General features: G+C 33.9%; 18 protein-coding genes and 1 other annotated feature. All 18 genes read right to left on the reverse strand.

Annotation, left to right across the window (positions count from 1 at the left end):
• Positions 1–15: 15 nt before the first annotated feature.
• Positions 16–999, reverse strand: coding sequence for a DUF6005 family protein (locus G9F74_RS06485; RefSeq protein ID WP_016108214.1), 984 nt, complete (start codon positions 997–999; stop codon positions 16–18).
• Positions 1,000–1,022: 23 nt separating this feature from the next.
• Complete coding sequence (asbD, locus tag G9F74_RS06490) at positions 1,023–1,298, reverse strand: petrobactin biosynthesis protein AsbD (RefSeq protein WP_001250761.1); 276 nt, start codon at positions 1,296–1,298, stop codon at positions 1,023–1,025.
• Positions 1,295–2,533, reverse strand: coding sequence for an AMP-binding protein (locus tag G9F74_RS06495; RefSeq protein WP_016108213.1), 1,239 nt, complete (start codon positions 2,531–2,533; stop codon positions 1,295–1,297). Before G9F74_RS06495 ends, asbD begins: the two co-directional genes overlap by 4 nt.
• Positions 2,520–4,358: an IucA/IucC family protein gene (locus G9F74_RS06500; protein WP_000861773.1), complete on the reverse strand. Its 1,839-nt coding sequence runs from the start codon at positions 4,356–4,358 to the stop codon at positions 2,520–2,522. The genes G9F74_RS06495 and G9F74_RS06500 overlap by 14 nt, the downstream gene beginning before the upstream one ends.
• Before the next feature lie 66 nt (positions 4,359–4,424).
• Positions 4,425–6,233, reverse strand: coding sequence for an IucA/IucC family protein (locus G9F74_RS06505; RefSeq protein ID WP_001163331.1), 1,809 nt, complete (start codon positions 6,231–6,233; stop codon positions 4,425–4,427).
• Positions 6,234–6,540: 307 nt separating this feature from the next.
• Entirely contained in the window at positions 6,541–7,065 is a 525-nt protein-coding gene (locus G9F74_RS06510) for a GNAT family N-acetyltransferase (protein ID WP_000229284.1), read from the reverse strand.
• A 79-nt stretch (positions 7,066–7,144) separates the two neighbouring features.
• Complete coding sequence (locus tag G9F74_RS06515) at positions 7,145–7,825, reverse strand: MgtC/SapB family protein (protein WP_000119505.1); 681 nt, start codon at positions 7,823–7,825, stop codon at positions 7,145–7,147.
• A gap of 156 nt (positions 7,826–7,981) precedes the next feature.
• Complete coding sequence (locus tag G9F74_RS06520) at positions 7,982–8,638, reverse strand: YkyA family protein (protein WP_033658408.1); 657 nt, start codon at positions 8,636–8,638, stop codon at positions 7,982–7,984.
• Positions 8,639–8,652: 14 nt separating this feature from the next.
• Positions 8,653–9,474, reverse strand: a complete 822-nt coding sequence (locus G9F74_RS06525) for a peptidoglycan-N-acetylglucosamine deacetylase (protein ID WP_000409398.1) — start codon at positions 9,472–9,474, stop codon at positions 8,653–8,655.
• A gap of 252 nt (positions 9,475–9,726) precedes the next feature.
• A complete protein-coding gene (locus G9F74_RS06530; protein ID WP_000824521.1) occupies positions 9,727–11,088 on the reverse strand; it encodes a HAMP domain-containing sensor histidine kinase in 1,362 nt (453 codons plus the stop codon).
• Complete coding sequence (locus G9F74_RS06535; protein WP_000104235.1) at positions 11,085–11,774, reverse strand: response regulator transcription factor; 690 nt, start codon at positions 11,772–11,774, stop codon at positions 11,085–11,087. The genes G9F74_RS06530 and G9F74_RS06535 overlap by 4 nt, the downstream gene beginning before the upstream one ends.
• Positions 11,775–11,787: 13 nt before the next feature.
• Positions 11,788–13,035 (reverse strand): hypothetical protein, encoded by a 1,248-nt coding sequence (locus G9F74_RS06540; protein ID WP_001174826.1) that lies wholly within the window; start codon positions 13,033–13,035, stop codon positions 11,788–11,790.
• 152 nt (positions 13,036–13,187) lie between these two features.
• Positions 13,188–14,192, reverse strand: coding sequence for an LCP family protein (locus G9F74_RS06545; protein ID WP_002093782.1), 1,005 nt, complete (start codon positions 14,190–14,192; stop codon positions 13,188–13,190).
• A 318-nt stretch (positions 14,193–14,510) separates the two neighbouring features.
• Positions 14,511–16,817: a glycoside hydrolase gene (locus G9F74_RS06550; protein WP_016108212.1), complete on the reverse strand. Its 2,307-nt coding sequence runs from the start codon at positions 16,815–16,817 to the stop codon at positions 14,511–14,513.
• Between the two features lie 216 nt (positions 16,818–17,033).
• Complete coding sequence (locus tag G9F74_RS06555) at positions 17,034–17,246, reverse strand: DUF6366 family protein (protein ID WP_000095422.1); 213 nt, start codon at positions 17,244–17,246, stop codon at positions 17,034–17,036.
• Between the two features lie 116 nt (positions 17,247–17,362).
• On the reverse strand, positions 17,363–18,256 hold the full coding sequence (gene thrB / locus G9F74_RS06560; protein ID WP_000612653.1) for a homoserine kinase: 894 nt from the start codon (positions 18,254–18,256) through the stop codon (positions 17,363–17,365).
• Entirely contained in the window at positions 18,253–19,311 is a 1,059-nt protein-coding gene (gene thrC / locus G9F74_RS06565; protein ID WP_000276420.1) for a threonine synthase, read from the reverse strand. Before thrC ends, thrB begins: the two co-directional genes overlap by 4 nt.
• Positions 19,304–20,599 (reverse strand): homoserine dehydrogenase, encoded by a 1,296-nt coding sequence (locus G9F74_RS06570; RefSeq protein ID WP_000552042.1) that lies wholly within the window; start codon positions 20,597–20,599, stop codon positions 19,304–19,306. The genes thrC and G9F74_RS06570 overlap by 8 nt, the downstream gene beginning before the upstream one ends.
• Positions 20,600–20,905: 306 nt before the next feature.
• Positions 20,906–21,137 (reverse strand) — a binding site (T-box leader).
• Positions 21,138–21,388: the final 251 nt, after the last annotated feature.

Raw genomic sequence — 21,388 nt, forward strand, 5'->3', positions numbered from 1 at the left:
AATTCAGTTAGCTTTTTAAAGAGTTACGACAGACTGATTTGTTTTCATACCTTTCCATGATAGAAACTGTCTCTCTAATTCCTTCTTAATTTGCAGTTCAATTGCATTCATTTCATCCAGTTTTTCAATAATCGATACGAGCATACCCTTATTATTCGTCATTGCCATTTTAATTGCACGATACTGTACATTTGTAAATCCTTGTACAATATCCTCTACCCGATCACACCAATAATCAAACTCCTCTTCCGAGTATTGTAACGTTTCACGGAAGTATGCAAAGGCATGTTCATAACTATATTTACGAATTGCAAGTACTGGTATTTGTTTTACTGCTACTACAAGCTTAGAGAGCGAATACCCCTCTTCCTCATTTGCCATTTTTATAATTAAATTTTTTAATTCCATAGTCAGTTCATTATCATACTTTTTGAATGTCTCAGTGAAATAATTAGCTACCAATTCTTGCGTCGGCTCCTGAATCGCCTCTACATCAATGAAATAACCACCACCAAATGGATTATCTTGAACAGAGTGAATCACTTTTTCTCTTTCCATATTCCCTTCCCAACGAAAATCAGGATCTAACATGAACCATTCTTCTTCTTTCTCTGTCTTCGATATCATTAAATAATGCGGAAATGGTTTTTGGTGAAACTTATTTTCCCTCTCTGGTAATAAAGACATATCCACCATTACAATTACATAACGATTTTCCGGCTTATTTTCTACTAATTCTAAAAATGTTTCTACATTTCTATCTTTATCTTTTGCATGATCATACCATTCGTTCACTTTAATACCATACAGTTTTTCATACCAAAGTAAATAATTATCATGGTTAATGTTTTCGGAGTGATACGAAATAATTCCGCCTTCTGTTATATCAAAGTCTCCATCCCATAGTCCAAAATAAAATGGACGAAAATCTATATCACCACGTCTTTTTATAATTTCACAAAAACAGCTCACTAAACAGTGCACTTTAATTGAAGTCATACTCTCATCCACTTTCTCCAAGGTTAGTTATTCACATTTGATTCTTGTAACGGCTGTAACTCTTCCATAAAATCAAGTAAAGATCCTACAGTAAGAAACGCCTTTGGATCTACCTCATCCTCTGGGACACATAACTTCAAATCCATTTCTATGTATACGATAAGCTGCAACATCATTACCGAATCTATATATAAATCTTGATTTAAACGCATTGTTTCTTCTAAATGCGTTACATTTTTCAGTTCCATTTTTTCTGTCATAATTTTCAGCACTGCACTCTTTAACGTTTCACGTCTCATGTTGTAACCTCTCCCATCTCTAGTAACTTTCTACTTACTTTTCCAGTTTTATTTTTCGGAATTTCAGTTACACTTTCAATTTCATGCGGAACTTTATAAGACGGTAAGTGCTGAATACACCATTCTCTTATTTGTACTGGGTCAATATGAGAGATTACTTTCGCTTTTACGATTTCTCCCATCACTGGATGTTTCCCTCGGTATACAATGGCTTCTTGAATACCTTCTAATCGAAGCATCGTTTCTTCCACCTCTATAGGAAACACTTTTAACCCTGAAACATTGATTACATCATCCATACGCCCCATAAAGTGAAGGCCACGCTCAGATTCATACCCTAAATCTTTCGTATAAATTTCCTTTCCAGCAATTTTCACTACGATTTCTTCAGGCTCGTTTTCATCTGATCCTATGTTTATACTTACATGTGGAAGTGGTTTTCCTAAATCTAAATGACTCTCCATATCATGACATATACTAATACAACCAGCTTCAGAACATCCATATTGCTGCATCATGTACGTTGTCATTTCATTTAGTTTATAAAATAATGTTTCGGGCAAAGGTGATCCGGATGTCATAATTTTATGAAACTGGAACGTTCCTAGTGGAAAACTCCCCATAATATGTAGCATCAATGGTACTGCATATATGATATGTTTTTCTGTATTGCGAATAATATTTAATGCGAATTTAGGGTTTTTATTCGTAATAATTATAGGCTTACTTCCTCTTGTAATAGAAGATAACGTACCACATATTAATCCGTACGAATGTGAAACAGGAGCCATAACAATCGGTACTTCATCTTCTTCACAATTTAAAGCTTCATTATAAGCAACGATTTCAGTATCAACTTCCGTCCATGATCTGCAAATCAATTTCGGTTCTCCCGTGGTTCCTGAGCTATATTGCAATAAAGAAGGCTCTTGTAGTAATGAATTCACTACTTCTAATTTTGTAAATTCGCTACATTCTCCATATAAAAGTCCCGTACAATTTGCACGCCTTGCCATTTTAATAGCCGTATCTTTTGGTGTATCTTCATGTATAAGAAGTACAGATGATTTCTTTTCTTTTAAGAAAAACACAAGTGTAATAATATCAAATGGATCTTTCAGACAAAGTGCAAATCTATTTCCTTGTGCTGCTTGAAATTGTTCCATTTCCTCGTAAACTTGTAATCTCGATTCAAAATCATTTTTACTATACTCTTGTTTATTAACGATTAGCATAATTTCCCCCTGTAACAAATGATTTTTGTATGTTAAGTTGCTTTGCACTATACAATGGATTTGGAACTTCATGAACAAGCGATTCTACATCCAAATATAAACGACGCTTCGTTAATTGCTCCGCATAGAAAGTAGCTGTGTATAATTGAATGGATTCAAATCTCTCTTTCAAATGTGGATATTTTCTAAAATGATTTTCAATTTCTTCGACAATCATCATCCAAAAATGTTCTTCTTTCCATTCATATTCATCCGCAAGTATGAAAGCTAACTCTCCTAGATTAAATAAGAAAAGTGCATCTAAAACCATCTCTTGCAAACATTCGATGCGATCCATTTCAAAGAAATCATTCATTTTTCCGTTCACATACGTTTTATGCATTTTTGTAAACTCAGGGCATTTGTCAATTTCTTTCAAGTATGGACGATAAAACTCAAGTCCTTCATGAAAGTCCTTTAATGCAACCCGGACAGGTAGCCCTTCTTTATGGACTAAAATCATATTTTGACCGTGTGATTCTAATGCGATCCCGTGCTCTACAACAAGATGTAAAACCGGTATTATCGCTTTTTGAATAAGTACTTGCAGCCAATTTTCTATTCCATATTTGTTTAACCATGCATCAATAATTGGTGTACTATCTTTCTTTTTTGCATATAAGCCATTAAAGGGAACTGCATCCTCTTGTTCATCTACATATTTGTGAACGCTTTCACGCCAAATACATCCTAATGAACCATATGTAGCTTTCTTATTCGTATCATACGTTACGCTCGAGAATTCCTTTAATAAAATCAAGCGCGATTCATCCCTTAAATAAGGATCCTGACTTACGACATCACTTAACCAATTTGATATAGCTGGTGCACTCACAACCGAATGTGGTTTCAACGTACGGATAGTTGAAGTATTCAGTAAATTCATCGATAACTTAACATACGGCTTATTTGGATTCGTCATATTTCTTAACGTTCTCATTGACTGTTGGGCGCAGTATTCATCCGATGATTCCCCTAAATAAATCACATATTTCCCCTGTATATGATCAGCATAATTAGGAATAATAAAGTTCTCCCACTGCCAAGGGTGGACTGGGATAAACAAATACCGTTTTGGATTACATCCCATATTTTGAATACGATTTATATATTCTTCTATTCTCTGCACACCAATTTCTTCTGTTAAAGTATTGCTATAAATCATTTCATTTTCATAACCTACAGTCGCATATTTCTTATGTGCTGCAATCCATATGAGTTTTATTGGCTTCATGAATTCATATCCATATTGAAAATTGTCACGATATTGAAATCCAATGCGCGCTTTATAGCTAGGATGATACGGGTGACCGTCTATTAAATGGCTTTCAAACTCATCGTAAGATTTTCGAGTATATTCCTCCCTTTTATTTCTTTCATATTGTGCAATCGTGTCTTTAAATATTGTTTGTTCTAATTCGTGAATAAAAGAATCTAATCTAGTTCGTTCTACGTTAACAACCCGAAAAACTTCTTCTAAAAATTGCGACACAGATTGTATTTCTTTTTGTTCATCTTGCACTCGTATTAGTAACGAGTCTACAGCAATACGTCCAAATGTCATCCTTTCTCTTCCGTGGCATTGATACGAAACATTTTTGTTTTCTTCATCAAGTCCTTGTATAATAAAAAGAATTTGTTCTTCCTTCTCTACACGAACTGGCGTTATAATCCCCTCATAAATTAACGATTCTACTAACTGACGTAACACCCTTCTTCGCACTGAAATGTATTCTTCTGATTCAAGTGCCTTCAATATTTTCGTGTGATACATATCCACTTTCATAAACTCCTCCACTTATGACGAAATACCAAATTCCATTATTTGTATTACGTGAAATTTTAACGCTATTTATGAACGAACAGCCACTTCTCTAACGAGTGGATTATGCACTTGCACATAAATTGCTTGCTCTAATGGATTTGTTAATTCATCGACATCGAAAAATCTCGTTAATAAATTTGCTTTACATGCCAACTTATCCTCTTCCAACAATTCTCTTAAAAATGTAGAAGGTTCACGGTTATATGGAAGGAATGATTCCAATACAGACCTTAATTCAGAAAGTAGAATTTCCTCCTTAATTAATCCTGCCGTACCAAAACCGTTAATAAGTCCAAACATATGATTAAAAATTAAATAGTAACGAAACCTTTCATCTACAATATAATCGTCATATAAATTCCCAGTACGTTCTCCAATACCAGATAACTCATTATTAAGCATCTCTTTCATTGAATTACAGAAATAAAATCCTTGATTATCACGGAAATAATATTTTACTGGATAACCATCCTTCAACTGTACAACACTATTTTGTTGATGAGCTTCTAATGCAACTCCATACTGTAAATACATCCATACCATCGGCTTTAAAGAAATATTTACATACCGTCTAAACCACTCTAAACTTACTTCTTCACAGCTTCTATTTTCTAACTCTGCTATATGATGAATTATATTCGATAAACGAGTGCGCTCTTCAGGAATAGCATCTTGAACTAGTCCAGCAATTAATGTAGCATCATTTGCATGTTCACTATAGAAAGGGTTCTCGCGAATAATTACTTCAAATCCAGATTCTTGTGTTCCATAATTTAATGTAATAAAGGCTGGATCACAAATAAAATCAAAGCCTGGAAATCTTTCTCGTACTTCACCAATAGCCGTATTTAACATTTCCTTCCCTTCAAGGCCACTCTCAAGTTCTTTCAACTTATTAATGCGCATTGAATTTGTTACTTTCACTGGAAAGGAAAACTTAAGCATATATTTCGAATGAGGATGATATAGCGTCCTAAGTGATGATGTTGCCATATAACACTTACCTACTGGACCAATATATTCAAGCACTCCTTGATTTATCCACTCTTGTACATAAGGTTGATGTAATAACCATTCAGCCTGAAGCGGATGAATTGGAATTAATGAATATTCATCTTCCTTACAGTACTTCTCTATAAATTCCTCATTTACCATCTCATCTTTACTTAATTCTTCTTTTATAATCGTTGTTGTAGAATCTAATAATAATGATTTTTCATTTACTATACTTTTATGTGCGCGAAAATAATGAAGCTGGCATTCTCCTTTTAATTCTGGAGAATACATTGCACTTTTCCAATCCAATATACCTTGTCTACTCTTTGGGGTAGGATGAGTTAAATGCCCAAATAATAAAGATTGCTCCGCCTCTATAAAAGTTGTATGGAAACCATATAATGCAGATGTATCTTCTGCTCTCTCTTTTGTAAATTCTTCAATATTTTGACAACTGCGAATAACTCGAAGCATAAGCTCAGCAGGATTAGTTCCTTCTCCATAGTTGATAGACATCTCTTTTATTAAAAATGTAATAACTGTAACATAATCTGCTTTTATAACAGTTTTAGTTTCTCCAATTTGATAATAAAACTGTTCTCCAAACAAATGGCGATCTGTTGCTGATTTATATATAACTTCTCCATACAAAGTAACATTCTGTGCCGATAGCCGACAACATAAATATGTGGGGACTACATTTCTATTCAACGTATTACTGAAGATACTTTCCATTCTTTCATCCTCTGTAATCCATTCTCCACTCCCTGTTTCTCTTAAATAACAGTTTAAAAAACTTTGTATTGTTGCATGTTCTGCGATTTGTTTCGCATGCTGCATACTGGTCCTCCTCTTTATATTAACGCTATCGAAATTTTATAAAACAACCAATGATTGAATATCATTATCAATTATGATTCTAATTGATTGTTATTATCAATTCAAGAGTATATTTCAGAATTTTTTTATCTAACTAAATTTTTTTCCTTTTCTATCATTTATTTCATCTAATTAAAGATACAATAGAAAAATTTTTACTCTCAAGTTAACTATTCATTATTTTTCACATTACTCGTTATTAATCGATTGAACAGAGTTAAACAAAAAGGTATACCAATTAAAGGTATACCTTTTAAAAACATAAAGTTTACATAATAATATTATTTATATTCCTCCAGCAATACGCTGTTTCTTCTACCTGTACTCTCTCTAAAAATTTCGTATCAATTTTTTCAGGGTTATATTTTTCATAAAACTTTTTAGCGGGATTATTAGTAACGACCCAAACTAAAAGAGATTGCATACCATTTTTTATACATTCCGACAGTAACGCTTGAAATAATTTTTGTCCTATTTTCAGTCCTTGATACTGTTGTAACAGATAAATCGCATATAATTCTCCATCACAATTATATGTACCGCTTCTTTCAACTCCCCCATCAATGAATCCGATTATTTTTCCATTTAACGTTTCTGCTACAAATCTGAATTGGTAATTATCTTCTTTTTGAAAAATATCCTCCCACTGCTTTTTTCTTTGTTCAAATGTTACATTTTCTAAAATTTCGTTTTCGAATATCCCGGTATACGTTGTTTTCCAGCTTTCCACATGTACTTTTGCTATTGCTGCAATATCCGATTTTGTCGCCCTTCTAATGTGTATCTCCACCATTCTCATCCCCTTTAGAGAATAATTATAGCAAACTGTTTTTTTATGCGTAAAAAAAAGAGTGAATTTTCATCACCCTTTTTTATCTACTTTCAACTTCAACTGAAACAACTCGATCAATCTCTTTTAGTGAACTATATAACTCAGTTGTATATAAATCTTCTGGAGCTAAAATAACCATCTCCAATTGCTGAAATGCACCACTATCAATATCTTTAATTTTCACTCGTTTTACATGCATGCCTAATTTTTTAATTTGCTTAAATATACCATCTAATTCTTGGTGCTCTTTTACAGTAATTTTTATAGATAAGTCCTTTTGTCTTAATGAATACGGGCCTGCAATTTTCACAATTTGCGGAAGTACGTTAATCGCTAAAATAATTAAAATCATGGCAACGGTCGCTTGCAAATAAAACCCTGCTCCAATTGCTATACCTAAAGCTGAAGCAGCCCACACCATAGAAGCTGTCGTTAATCCAGAAATAACGTCATTACTTCTTCGTAAAATAACACCTGCTCCAAGGAAACCGATTCCGCTCACAATTTGAGCAGCAAGACGCATTGGATCCATATTTGTATGACCTGGAACAGAATATACATGAACTGATTCAATTGAAACCATCGTAATTAAACAACTTGCTACAGAAATAACCATACTTGTTTTCACACCAAGCGGTTTATTCTTTAGCTGCCTATCTATCCCGATAAATAATCCTAAAAAGAGCGCTAAACCTAATTTGAGTAAAAATTCATATGACATGTTTCATTCTCCTTACTTTACAATGTTTCCCTTCGAATAATTCACTATAACTCTTTTATGATATCTATTCCAGTCTTTTCTATTCATTTAACGATAAAAGCCGAAAAAACATTTTTATATGTTTTTTCGGCTTTATATTCCGATTAAGAACTTTCTTTATTTCTGTTCTTTAATCTTAATCTGCGCATCTTTATAAAATGCTAATTTACTGTCATTATACTCTTTTGTATAATTGTTAAACTGCTCTTTCGACTTTTGTGCTTCTCCATTTAACTCATTAAAAGTTTTAACTTTCTCACCAATCTCTTTTAATTTCGTTTCTTTTACCTTTAATTGTTCGTACAATTCTTTTTCAGTCGCTAACGCCTTCGTGTAGTTTTCATTCATCTTTTGGAATGCATCGTAACGTTTTTTATACGACTCTTCAACTGCCTTTGCTTGCTTTTGCACTTTCTTATCTTCAAGTTTTTCTATATTACTTTGAACGGATTTCGTTTCCTTCTGCGCTTTTTCTAGCATTTCTTTTTCGTTTTTCAATACTTTTTCACGGTCAGCTACATTTGCAGTCGCTTGTTCTATCTTTTTCATAACTGCGTCATTATGATCTTTACCTTCTTGTAAAATTTGAGAATATAGTTCTTGACCTTGCTTCTCTAAACCCTCTAATTTTTTCGCTTCATCAACTAAAGACTTTTCTTGTGTCGCTGCTGTTTCAAAAGCTGTATATAAATTTTCTTCTGGCTTTTCACCGAAACAACCTGTTAATACCCCTACTGATAACGCTCCAACTAATGCTACTTTTCCATACTTCAACATTCATTCCTCCATTACATACGGTTATCATGCCAGAAGTTCACTGGGAAGTGACTTTCTTCATGATAAGCTTCAAACTCATAACCCTTTTCTTTTAACCCCTTTAAAATTGCTGGCACAGCAGCGACTGATTGCGGGTGAATATCATGCATTAAAATTACTTCTTGTGGTTTTGTTGCATTTGTTAATACGTTTTGAGCAATTTGCGCTGCAGCTGCATCAACTTGCATTTTATTATATTTCCAATCTAATGAATCAATTGTCCAATCCCAAACTTTAAAACCGCCTTCTACCACTTTATTTCGAAGGCCTTCATTTAATCCAGGCATCGAACCATATGGTGGACGTGTTAATTTAGGTGATTTTCCAATAATATTAGCAATTAAGCTTTGGTCTTCTTTCATCTCATTTACATATTCACCATTTTTATATAACTTTGCAAAATTATGTGTCATACTATGCATACCTACATAATGTCCCTCTGCATTTTCACGTTTCACTAAATCCGGAAACTCTTTTACATTCGCTCCAATTAAAAAGAATGTCGCCTTCGCATCATGCTGTTTTAACGTATTTAATAATTCAGCCGTATATTTTCCTGGTCCATCATCAAATGTAAGATAAGCAACTTTTCTTTCTTTTCCATTAAAACGACTTGGTGCCGTTTTATTCAATTCAACTTTTGATTGTTCACTTGCAAGCTGTACTACATTTTCTTGTTTTGCAACAGCCTTTGCTGGTGAAGTAATTGATTGAAACATAAAATACCCAATAGCTACTGCTGCAACCGCTATTAAAACGACTACTACTCGTTTCATATTAAAAGCTTTTTCCATTCTATCGAATTCCTCTCCCTATTAATCTTATATATAAATCACCCAATGTAATTATACATCTATTTATTTTATTGCACGATATAAAGTGAAACTTTAATCAGTGGGGGGTATTCATCCCCCACTGATTATTAACCTTCACTAATCGAGTGTTTACGGGCAGTTAATTTCCCACCTACCTTCTTTGCTCTAGCCGAATTTTGAGGCGGGAATCTCACTACCCACAAATAGCGTGATAAATAGACTGTATATGTATTATAATGGGAGTTTTATCAAAATTGTTGTTCCTATTCCTTCTTTACTCACAATACTAAGTGTACCTCTATGAAGCTCCACCATTTTTTTTACGATAGCTAAGCCAAGGCCTGCACCTGCAGCATGATTATTAATCTGGTAAAAAGACTGCTCTATATATGGTAAATGCTCTTTAGCAATTCCAATCCCTTCATCTTTCACCTTTATCACTGCTTGTCCTTCATTTTTAGTCGCTTCAATGTATACAGTACCATTTTCATGTGAATATTTAATCGCATTTTGAATAATATTCAAGAAAATTTGCTTTAGCCTATTTCGGTCTCCCAACAATTCAATTCGTTCTATAGTATTAATGAATTGAATTTGTTTCTTTTCAGCGTTAGGAGTTAATTGCCAAATCGTCTCCTCTAGTATATCGTACAATTGCACCTTTTGTTTATATAAATTAAAATGATTTGATTGTAATCTTGAAAAATCTAACAATTCTTCTACTAAATGAATCAATCGGTCTGTCTCACCGGAAATAATCCCCATACCTTGCTTGATTTCTTCTTCTGTTAAATGTTCTACTGTTTTAAGCGTCTCACTCCAACCTTTAATTCCTGTTAAAGGTGTTCGTATTTCATGAGAAATAGAAGCGATAAATTCATTTTTCATCTGTTCCGCTTTTTCTATTTTATCAGACATATAGTTTAAACTATGTGCTAATTCACCTAATTCACCAGGATAATCTTCTTTAATTTTATTTTTCAACGTTCCTTCTGCGATTTGTGAAGAAGCTTGAATGATAGATTCAATTGGCTCAACAAAAGAATTTGCCAAGCGTCTACTAATTGAGAAGACAATACATGAAATAACAATACCAACGGCAATAGTAAACATAATAATTTCAATAATCTTTGCATTCACATGTGTTAATACTGTCGTATATTTTAAAACACCGATTGTTTGTCCTTGATGTATAAGTGGGCTTAGCACTTCTAGTTGTTTTTCATTATCTTTCGTAGTAGTAACTTGATTATACATTTCACCTTCCAATAAAGATTGTGGGATATTCACTTTACCTTCTACTTTTTCACCACTTGAAGATTGTATAACCAAACCATGACGATCAATTAACTGTAATTCCGTTCCATCTAATTGAAAACTACTAATTATGTCACCACTATATTCTTGCAAACGAATAAAATATAATGAATTGTATTCTGAGAAAAATCGAGTACTCGTCTTCGCATGAGATTCTATATATTGCACAATACCATTATAATAATATCGATAAATTGAGACCGAAAATACTACCTCAAACAATACAAGCATAAGTGTAATGACCGTCATAAAATATAAAGTCACTTTCCGTTTCATCTTATACTTTCCTTCCACACATATCCTTTTCCCCACACTGTAAGGATAAATTCGGGTTCTGATGGATTACATTCTATCTTTTGGCGTAACCGTCTCATATTTACATCTACGACTTTCGTCTCGCCTACGTAATTCGTTCCCCAAATCATATTTAAAATTTCATCACGTGAAACCGGCTTTGAGGATTGATTCATTAAGTATTGTAAAATCATATACTCTGTAGGTGTTAAATCAACCAATTGTCCATCTCTATATAATCTTTCTTCTATAATATTTAACGAAAACGGACCAGACGTAATTGTATTCGTTTTTTCTTTATGCACTTCTATTCTTCTTAATAGAGATTGTATACGTGCAGTTAACTCTACTGGACTAAACGGTTTTGTAATATAATCATCTGCACCAATTCCTAGTCCTTGCACCACATCTCCATCTTGTACACGTGCAGTTAACATAATAATGCCCATTTTTTTATTTTCTTCCCGAATAGTTTTACAAACTTGAAAACCATCAATTCCTGGTAACATGACATCAAGTAACGCTACATCAACAGTGTGATCACATAAAATCTGTAACGCTTCTTCTCCAGTACTAGCTTCTAATACATAAAATCCAGCACGCTTTAAATTTAAGACAATAAAACTACGGATTGGCATTTCATCTTCTAAAACTAAAATTGTTGACATAATTTCCACCTCCCTACTCTTGTTGATAATCCGCTAGCGGTTTTATATATGCTTTCACTTTTTTAAACTTTGATCGCTTCGGCACTGCATATACGTGAGAAGCCGTTTTCACCGCTGCCTCGAATCCTTTTATTTTGAACCATTCTTTCCGCTTAAAAATTTGGACTTCAAGCCATATTTCATTTGTATTTACGTCCAAAAACTTTTGAGAATTTGATTCCTTCTGCTGATCTGGGATAGTAATTTTCCCAATCAACTCTTCAGGAATTTTCACAAAATACCCTTTTTCTATATCGATGTATCTTTCTTCTATAGGTTTCGTTCCATCTTCACTCCACTGTATGTAACGTTCAAAGAGCGGACTATCTCCATGTGACTTATCTTCCCAACCTTTTGGACGTACAGTACGAACAAATTCAATAATACCGTCTTCATTTACATCTTTACTTTCCACCACATATTCATTGAATAAATCTTCTTTCCCATCTATAGGTAGTACCTCATAATGATCCTTATCAAATTTTGCTACATAAGTTATACCTGAATGAGCCCCAATTCCTGCATCAATTACAATCGCCTTTAATGTTTTAGAAATATGGCCCATTTGTATTCTTTGAATACTATTTATAAATGGATCAAATGTAACTTCTGATATTGTCTTAAACTGCTCAATAAGCTCAACTGTCAACTTCTCATCTTTTTCATAAGTAACAAGGCTTATATCATTAAGACCATTTCTATTTAGATCCTCTATAAATAACTTCGTGTAACGCCGATTATAAATCTCCTTCATATCATCATTTTCTTCTGAAAAAGCATACATAACATGTTCTAACGATTCACGATTTACAGAGATTCCAATTAATAATTCTCGCTTCCCATTCCCTGTAAAATCACCGACTTCAACGATATCTATATCCTCACCATCAAATTTATGCGTGGACTTTATTTTCCACTTATAGCCGATTTCCTCATATACAGCTAAATATACGCTACGATCTTCATTCGGCAATTTATAAAATACGATGGCTTCTTTTTTATTATCTTGTTTAAAATCCATTGACCAAATCATTTGTTTATCTTTATTAGACTTTGGAGTAAGCAACCGATAATTAACAGGCAAATCTTTATCTATTTGCTCTTTTAGTTCATTAATCCACTTTTCATTTGCAGGAGCTCCCATTAAATTGGTTGGAGCTTCAGACATTTTACATCCAGTCAATATAAAGACGATTCCCATAATGCTTATCCATTTTTGCATATGTTATCTTTCCTTATAACAGTATTTATCTTTACTTTTTGCTTATCCAATAATCTCATACATATGAGTATAATTTTTCTAGAATAAAAAATCGTTACAGAAAAGTTACAAATCCATTTCCATAAAAAAAGATTGGCAAAGGCCAATCTTTTTTACTTTTCATTTAGAACTGATTTTGGCGTTACACCTAGATGTTGATTCAGTTTATTTGAAATATCTTTCACATTTTTTTCATTTGGAATGTAATAATAAATACCACCAATACGTTTATCAGTACCTTCAATTTGCATCTTTTCCATTTGTAGATCCGATCCTGCCATGTTTTTCGTAATAGCAAGCATATCATCAAATGTTAAGTTTGTTTTCATGTTTTTATCAACTGCATCAAGTAGAGAGCCCATTTTGCTAATTGATTGAACAGACATTGCTTTTTTCGCAATTGCTTCTATTACAAGTTGTTGTCTCTGTCCGCGCATTGCATCACTATCAATTTTACGTGTTCTTGCAAGTGCAAGTGCCTGTTCTCCATTTAAATGTTGGAAACCTTTTTCTAAATGAATCATACCTGCTTGGTCTTTACTATCTTGCTCTGTGAACGTAACAGGTACATCAATATCAATACCACCTAGTGAATCTACAATTTGAACAAATGACTCAAAGTTAAACTTCACATAATAATCAACTGGAACATTTAAAAATCTTTCCACAGTATCTCGTGTACTTTCAACACCACCAAATACATGTGCATGCGTAATTTTATCTAATTTTTTTCTAGATGGAATATAAACACGTGAATCACGCGGAATACTAACTAATTTAACAGATTTATCATCTTTATTAATTGTTGCTAATAAAAGTGCATCCGTTCGAACCGCTTCACCATATTGACTTTTCCGCATTTCACTACCGTCTACACCCATAATTAAAATTGAGATATTATCCTTTAAAGGTTCCACTTCTTTATCACGTTTTGATGATTTATCAATTTGTGCATATGCATCACTTACAACCGCTTTTGCTTTATTATATATTAACGACCCATATCCTACTCCACCAAAAACAAGCAAGAACAATGGAATTATTATAAACCACTTTATTGACTTTCTTTTAGAACGCTTCTTATTACTTCTCGTATTTTGTTCTAATTCAGAGCTCATACCCATTCGCCTCTCTTTCTCTTTCCCTAGTATAATGTATGTCTAGTAATCTTCATATTGAATTTCCTTTCAATTACCTTACAAATTTGTAAGGTTACATTGTGGATTCAATATATATTCCATTTCACATTATACTCTCGTACTTATTTTTGGCAAGTCACTATTTACTAACTTCAAAAATTTAGCACTTCGCAACATTCGAAATTACAGATTTATCAACCTTTTCATTTCAAATAATCTGACTTTCAACTGAAAGAACGAACAAAATAGTGAGTCAAGTTAGTTATTAACTCTCTATTCATACAGTTATATTTCACATTATTGTTTCGCCAACGGCGTATACATGATTTTCTTCCCATTATTATAAATTAAAGCAGTCTTTGCTTTTAATTTCGTTTTTTCTATTTCCACATCTTCATTTGAGAAATTCACAATAATTTTAATATCTTTTCCATATGAAGTAGATTGTACTAGCTTATCTTCTGACAAGTATGCAAAGTTTGTCATTTCTTCTTTTACTGCCTTTTTATGAACTTCATTCCAAACTTTCAGATGCTCTGTAATTTCTTTTTTATGCTGATTCCACTCTACTTCATCTAAATGGTACAAAGGAGGAACATTATACAATAACTCATATAGCATACGGCTTCCTACCTCATCTTTCACTTTCAAACTTCCCCATTCCCAGTGATGCGTTGTAATGACGGAATCGTTGTATACTAATTTATATAAAGGAAGCGAATATACTGGATTTAAATATACTTGTTTATATTCTTCTTTCAATGGTACTTGTTTTGCATATTTTTCTGGAACATTTTGATTTGGTGAATAATATCCACCGACATAATACGGGCTTGTTTTGTTTTTCCGCATATCTTCATCGTCCCATTTAATAACTGGCGTTTCAATTCCATGAGCAAATGCAATCGTACTACTGGCAAAATCATTTCCGCCCTCAGAGCCAACTACCATACCTTTTTCTTGGGCAATATAATCCATTCGTTGTAATCTTGCTTTTAAATCTTGTTCCTGTGTCGTTACATGTTTTGATGAATAGTCATCATAAATTTCACCCGTTGCATCACAATCGATAAACCATGAATTATATTTAGGACCATTTTGCAATATATCGTTCATTCGTTCTTTTACACTAGGAAGTGATAATGTTGGATTTAGTTTTCGCCCTCTACCTAAAAACCCTTGCACCTTTTCTCCATTTTTCTTCGTTACAGTTGCCTCTTCATATAACGATGGATCATTAAAGGACGCTGTGTTCCAATTTTTATCACCTTTCTCATGAATGGAATGATAAGAATCATACGGACCAACTAAATATCCCATTTTCTTAGCTTCTGTAACAAAATTAGGTTGCATAAATCCTTGTTCCCAGTTCGGTAGACCAATCCAAGCTTTGTCTATCCCTTCTTCTTTCATTTCCTTTATTATATCCGTTCCATCTGCGTTTCCCCACTTACTTATATCTTCAACTGAATCACCAAGTACTGACTTTAATAAATGCTTATTTAAGCTATACAGTTCTGCTTTCGATAAGTGATCTATACCTTTTTTTAATAACTCACTAGCCTCCTGATCAACTTTCGGGAAAATATCCTCTTTATACAATTCCTTCATTGATAACACTTCGTTTACATAACGCAAAATAACATTTTTTTGATACTTATCAATGAAATCTTGTTTACTTACTTGCTCAAATACATTTAATTCCCCAGGCTCTGAACTATTTTTTTGAATAAGCTCTTTTATATGGCTAAACACTGGGCTATTTATTTGCTCTCTTAACTTCGGCCAATTTACATTACTTGCTGATAAACCATTTTGATTCCAAAAATAAAAATGAGCCGCTCCATAAAGTTTTTCAATTTCTTTATTTCTTCTTGCCTTTTCTTGTAATGTTTTAAATTCACCTTTTTCCATAATGTTATCCTTATACAGCTTAGCAATACTTACTGCATCAGTATTTGTGACATATAATTGAAAACCATATGTTTTATTTTTATTTATACTCGGGAATTCATGTATAAAATCAAACCCTATTTTCGGATCCGAATGAAATTTCACTTCATTATTAAATAGATTATTCGCAATATATACAATGGAATATTTCGAACCATTTAATGCAAAAAACTTCATAGAAAATGATTCAGCAAATGAATATGCATCATCCTTTAAAAACTTCTTCCAATTCTCATCATTACTTGGAATTTGTTTACCTTCCCATAACGGAAGTGTATAATTTTCAGCCTGTACTTTCGGCCATGTAAAGCTTTCTGCACCAATCGATTCTACTTCAATATTTAAGTGGTCTTTTTTCTTTTCTAAGTTTACTTTTACTTTTTGATCTGGATATTCCCACGACATACGATCCTTATCTTTTTTTACATTCGACACCTTCATTATCGGCAGAGCTCGTGATGCCTGTTCCTTTACACCATCATGTTCTACAGTTAACGTGAAAGTCTCTGGATTTACATCGTAAGTAAAATCTTTATACGTCGCTTTCTTTATTTTAGACTCTTGTACAGCATTATTACCTTTTACATCACACCCGACTAAAGTCGAAAATGACATAGTTGTAAGAAGACATATCGCTATCATTTTTTTCATCTCCTGCACCTCCATCCCTGAATATACAGGGGATTTGTTACAGGAATATGGCAAAAAATAATAGAGCTAGCATAATGCTAACTCTATTATGAGTATAAAAAGTTCTCAAATAACTATAATTTATTTTTTAATATGTAATACAGCGGGACTTTAATCCTTGTTTTTTATTTTCACAAATAATGCAAATAAACAAATTAAAGTTTCGCTAGGCTTTCCTTAACTGAAAAAGTAAGTGTATATAATATATCCTAAAACTAACACTAAAATTAATATCCCTGTACCTTTCCAATTCATGCCCCCTGTCATATCACCAAGGCTACCTGATTCCGCTCTATTGAGCCCATCATTCAAAGAACCGGTAGGGTTATTTTTTAACTCACTTTGTCTTATGTGTTCTCTTTTTTCTTCTGGTGACTCTTTTGAACTCATATAATCACCTCCAAAATTAATACGCTCTTTACTGAATTATACAATACTCATTTTCATTTTATATGCTGATTTAAAATATATTTACAGCAAAAAAAAGCTAGCGATGCTAGCTTTTTTTATAATCCAATATGTTCTTCCTTATTTACAGAAATCCCTTTATGATCGATTTCAAGCTCACATACTTTCATAGCTGTAAATACTTTCGCTAATTGCTCAGCGATTTCTTGACGTTTCTCATACGGCGTTAATATAAAAATAGATGGTCCCGCACCGCTAAGTGCTGTGCCGTACGCACCGAATTCTTTTGCGCATTTACGAATAGATGGTAATAACGGTACGAGTTCTAAACGATATGGCTCGTGAAAATGATCTCTTTCCATCATTTCACCTACAACTTCCCACCGCTTTTGGCATAATGCTGCTACTAATACGTTGCTTATCGCACTAGCTTTAACTGCTTCATGAAACGGAAACATTTCTGGTAATACAGATCGACTTTCATCTGTATTTAGCTCTTCATTTGGAATAAGAGAAATTACGCCTAATTCCTTACTTTCAATCCTTACAACTGAAACATTCTTTCCATCAAGTGCTCCGATTACAGTTCCACCTAATATAGAAGCTGCAACATTATCTGGATGCCCTTCAAAATTTGTAGCAATTTGAACCTTTTGATCAGTCGTTAAGTTCAAATTAGCAAGTTGATTCGCAAGCTCTATTCCTGCTACAATCGCTGAGGCACTACTTCCTAGTCCTCTTGTTAGCGGAATATTACTAGTAACTTCTATTATATGGGGTGATAAAGAAGGACATACTTTACATGCCGTGCTAACGATTAAATTTTTATCATCTGTCGGAATTGAATCTTCAAAGGAATGTATTACTTGCCATTTATCAGCTGTGCCCTTTACAACAACCTCTAAATACAATGACAAAGCTATTCCTACTGAATCAAATCCAGGTCCAACATTTGCTGTACTAGCAGGCACACGTACTCTCAATGGTATCACGACATAATCACCCCTTTTATATGTTCTTTAATTTGTTCTATATCATTTGAAACACTTGCAATATCTAATTTATTAGAAGAAATTGCGATATCAGGATCTTTCAAACCATTTCCAGTTAATACCGCAACTACTGTTTCTCCTTTTTTGATTTTTCCAGATTGAACATGTTTCATTACGCCAGCTAATGAAGCATTTGATCCTGGCTCAGCGAAAACCCCTTCCGTTTTTGCTAACAATCTATACGCATGTAATATTTCCTCATCTGATACCATATCTATCTCGCCTCGAGACTGCTCAGCAGCCTCTACTGCATATGACCAACTCGCTGGGTTACCGATACGTATAGCTGTTGCAATTGTTTCAGGTTCTTCAATTACATGTCCTTTTACAATTGCAGCTGCTCCTTCCGCTTCAAAGCCGTGAATTCTTGGCTTTTTGTAGCCTTTTTCTTTCTCATATTCACAGAACCCTTTCCAGTATGCTGTAATATTCCCTGCATTCCCAACAGGAATAGCGAGAACATCTGGCGCTTTTTGCAACTGGTCACAAATTTCAAACGCTGCTGTTTTTTGCCCTTCAATTCGATAAGGGTTCACTGAGTTTACTAATGTAATTGGCTCTTCTGCAGCAATGTTTCTTACAGCCTTAAGTGCATCATCAAAATTTCCTTCTATTGAAATGATTTCAGCTCCATAAGCGACTGCTTGCGCTAACTTTCCATGCGCAATCTTTCCTTCCGGGATTACGATAATACATTTCATTCCGAGGCGTGCCGCATATGCTGCAGCCGCTGCCGATGTATTACCTGTTGATGCACAAATGATTGCCTCAGAACCTTCTTCTTTCGCTTTAGCAACCGCCATTACCATACCACGATCTTTAAAAGAACCTGTTGGATTCGCTCCTTCATACTTACCATATAAGTGAATCCCTAATTGTTTTGATATATTTAATAATGGAATTAGAGGCGTATTCCCTTCCATTAAACTGACATCAGGTGTGTTTTCATTTACTGGTAAATAAGCAGCATACTGTTTTAATAGTCCTTTATACATATTGTTTTTCCTCCTCAATAATGTAATAACTGTTTATTTCACTTGCGACAGCTTCTATTGCTCCTAAAACTTTTTCGAATTGATATTTTGAAGTTTGATGTGTCACAACAACGACTTCTGCAAGCTCACGATTCAAAGGTAATTGAATCACTTCTTTTAAACTTACAGAATAATTAACGAAACATTCTGTTACTTTTTGCAACATCCCTGGCTCATCTTGTAATGAAATACGTAAGAAGTATTTCGAAACAACTTCTTCATCTCCTTGTAATTCATACGGCACTGGTTCTTTTAACGCACTTTTATTTTTCGGAACTTGATTCATATTTTTAACAATCGAAATAATATCACTTACTACAGCAGAGCCAGTCGGTAACTTCCCAGCTCCAGGTCCGTAAAACATCACTTCCCCTACTGCTTGACCGTGAACATACACTGCATTAAATTCATTATTTACATTTGATAACGGATGACGGCTTGGTAAAAGAGTCGGTTCTACACTTAAATGAATAGCTGCTCCTTGTTTCTCCGCTTTACCAATTAGTTTCATAGTAAATCCTAACTTTTCAGCCATTTGTAAATCTTCTTTTGCAACCTTTCGAATCCCTCTCACTTGCACATCATCTAATGAAACATTCATCGAAAACCCTAAATTCGCAAGGATCGCTACCTTTCTCGCCGCATCTAGTCCATCTACATCTGCTGTCGGATCTGATTCTGCGAATCCTAATTTTTGTGCTTCCTGTAAAGCCTCTTCATACGACCATCCATTTTGACTCATCTTTGTTAACATGTAATTTGTTGTTCCATTTACAATTCCCATTATTTTTTCAATTTGATCTGAAGCTAATCCGTCTGTTAATCCTCTTAACACTGGAATACCACCCGCTACACTTGCCTCATAACATAGATCACAATCATTTACGTTCGCTAATTGAAGAAGTTCCGCACCGTATACAGCCATTAAATCTTTATTTGCTGTTACGACATGCTTCTTATTTCGTAAAGCCTTCACAATATGCTGTTTTGCTTCTTCAATTCCGCCCATTACCTCTACTACAATATCAATATTTGAATCATTTAGAACTTCATCTGCATGACTTGTTACTGCAATTCCATCAATACAAACATCGCGTTCTTTTTCCAAATCACGTACAACGACTGTTTTTACTTTCACTTCGTATCCTGTATCAAGTGCGATTTTTTTATAATGTTCTTTCAAAATGTGGACAACACCACTTCCGACTGTACCTAATCCTAACACCCCAACATTAATAACGTTATGCATCTTCTAATCTCCTCCTACAATTTTATTTTTTATCTCTATCAATCACCTTGTTCTGCTTTTTAATCATGCAGGTGGTGGTTATTTCCGTACGTACGAATCGTTTCATGTTACAGCACCTCCTTTCAAAGTAATAAAGTGAAACTTTAATCAGTGGAGATTTTGTCCATTCCTCACTGATTATTAGTTGAACCAATCGGGCTTTTACGGACAGTTGATCTCCCATCTAACTCCCTCGCATCTGCCAAATTTTGAGATGGGAGTCTTACTGACCGTTAATGCGGGATAAAAAAACACACTCATCCCTAGGAAAGGGACGAATGTGTTTTCGTGGTTCCACCCTTGTTCCAATCTAGACGTATCTCCTCCTAGATTGCTCAAGTTCAGATAACGGCTGATACCGTCAATAATTACTAGATTACTCGTTCACTATTGAAGTTCAAAGGTGGTAAAATCATTTCTCGTGTTAGGAAGCTCACACCCTTGGCTTCCCTCTCTGTAAACCGTAAAAATGATTTCGTGTCCTTATCGTTACTTTTTCGTTCATGTTTATTTGTTAACTCATTATACTCGCATAAAAAACAAAATCAATACAATTTTTTAATTATTTCAAATTTTCTATCTCTAAGGCCGTAAAAAAACACACTCATCCCTAGGAAAGGGACGAATGTGTTTTCGTGGTTCCACCCTTGTTCCAATCTAGACGTATTTCCTTCTAGATTGCTCAAGTTCAGATAACGGCTGATACCGTCAATAATTACTAGATTACTCGTTCACTATTGAAGTTCAAAG

This window comes from Bacillus sp. EKM202B (assembly GCF_011066025.1).
Taxonomy (GTDB): Bacteria; Bacillota; Bacilli; order Bacillales; family Bacillaceae_G; genus Bacillus_A; species Bacillus_A toyonensis.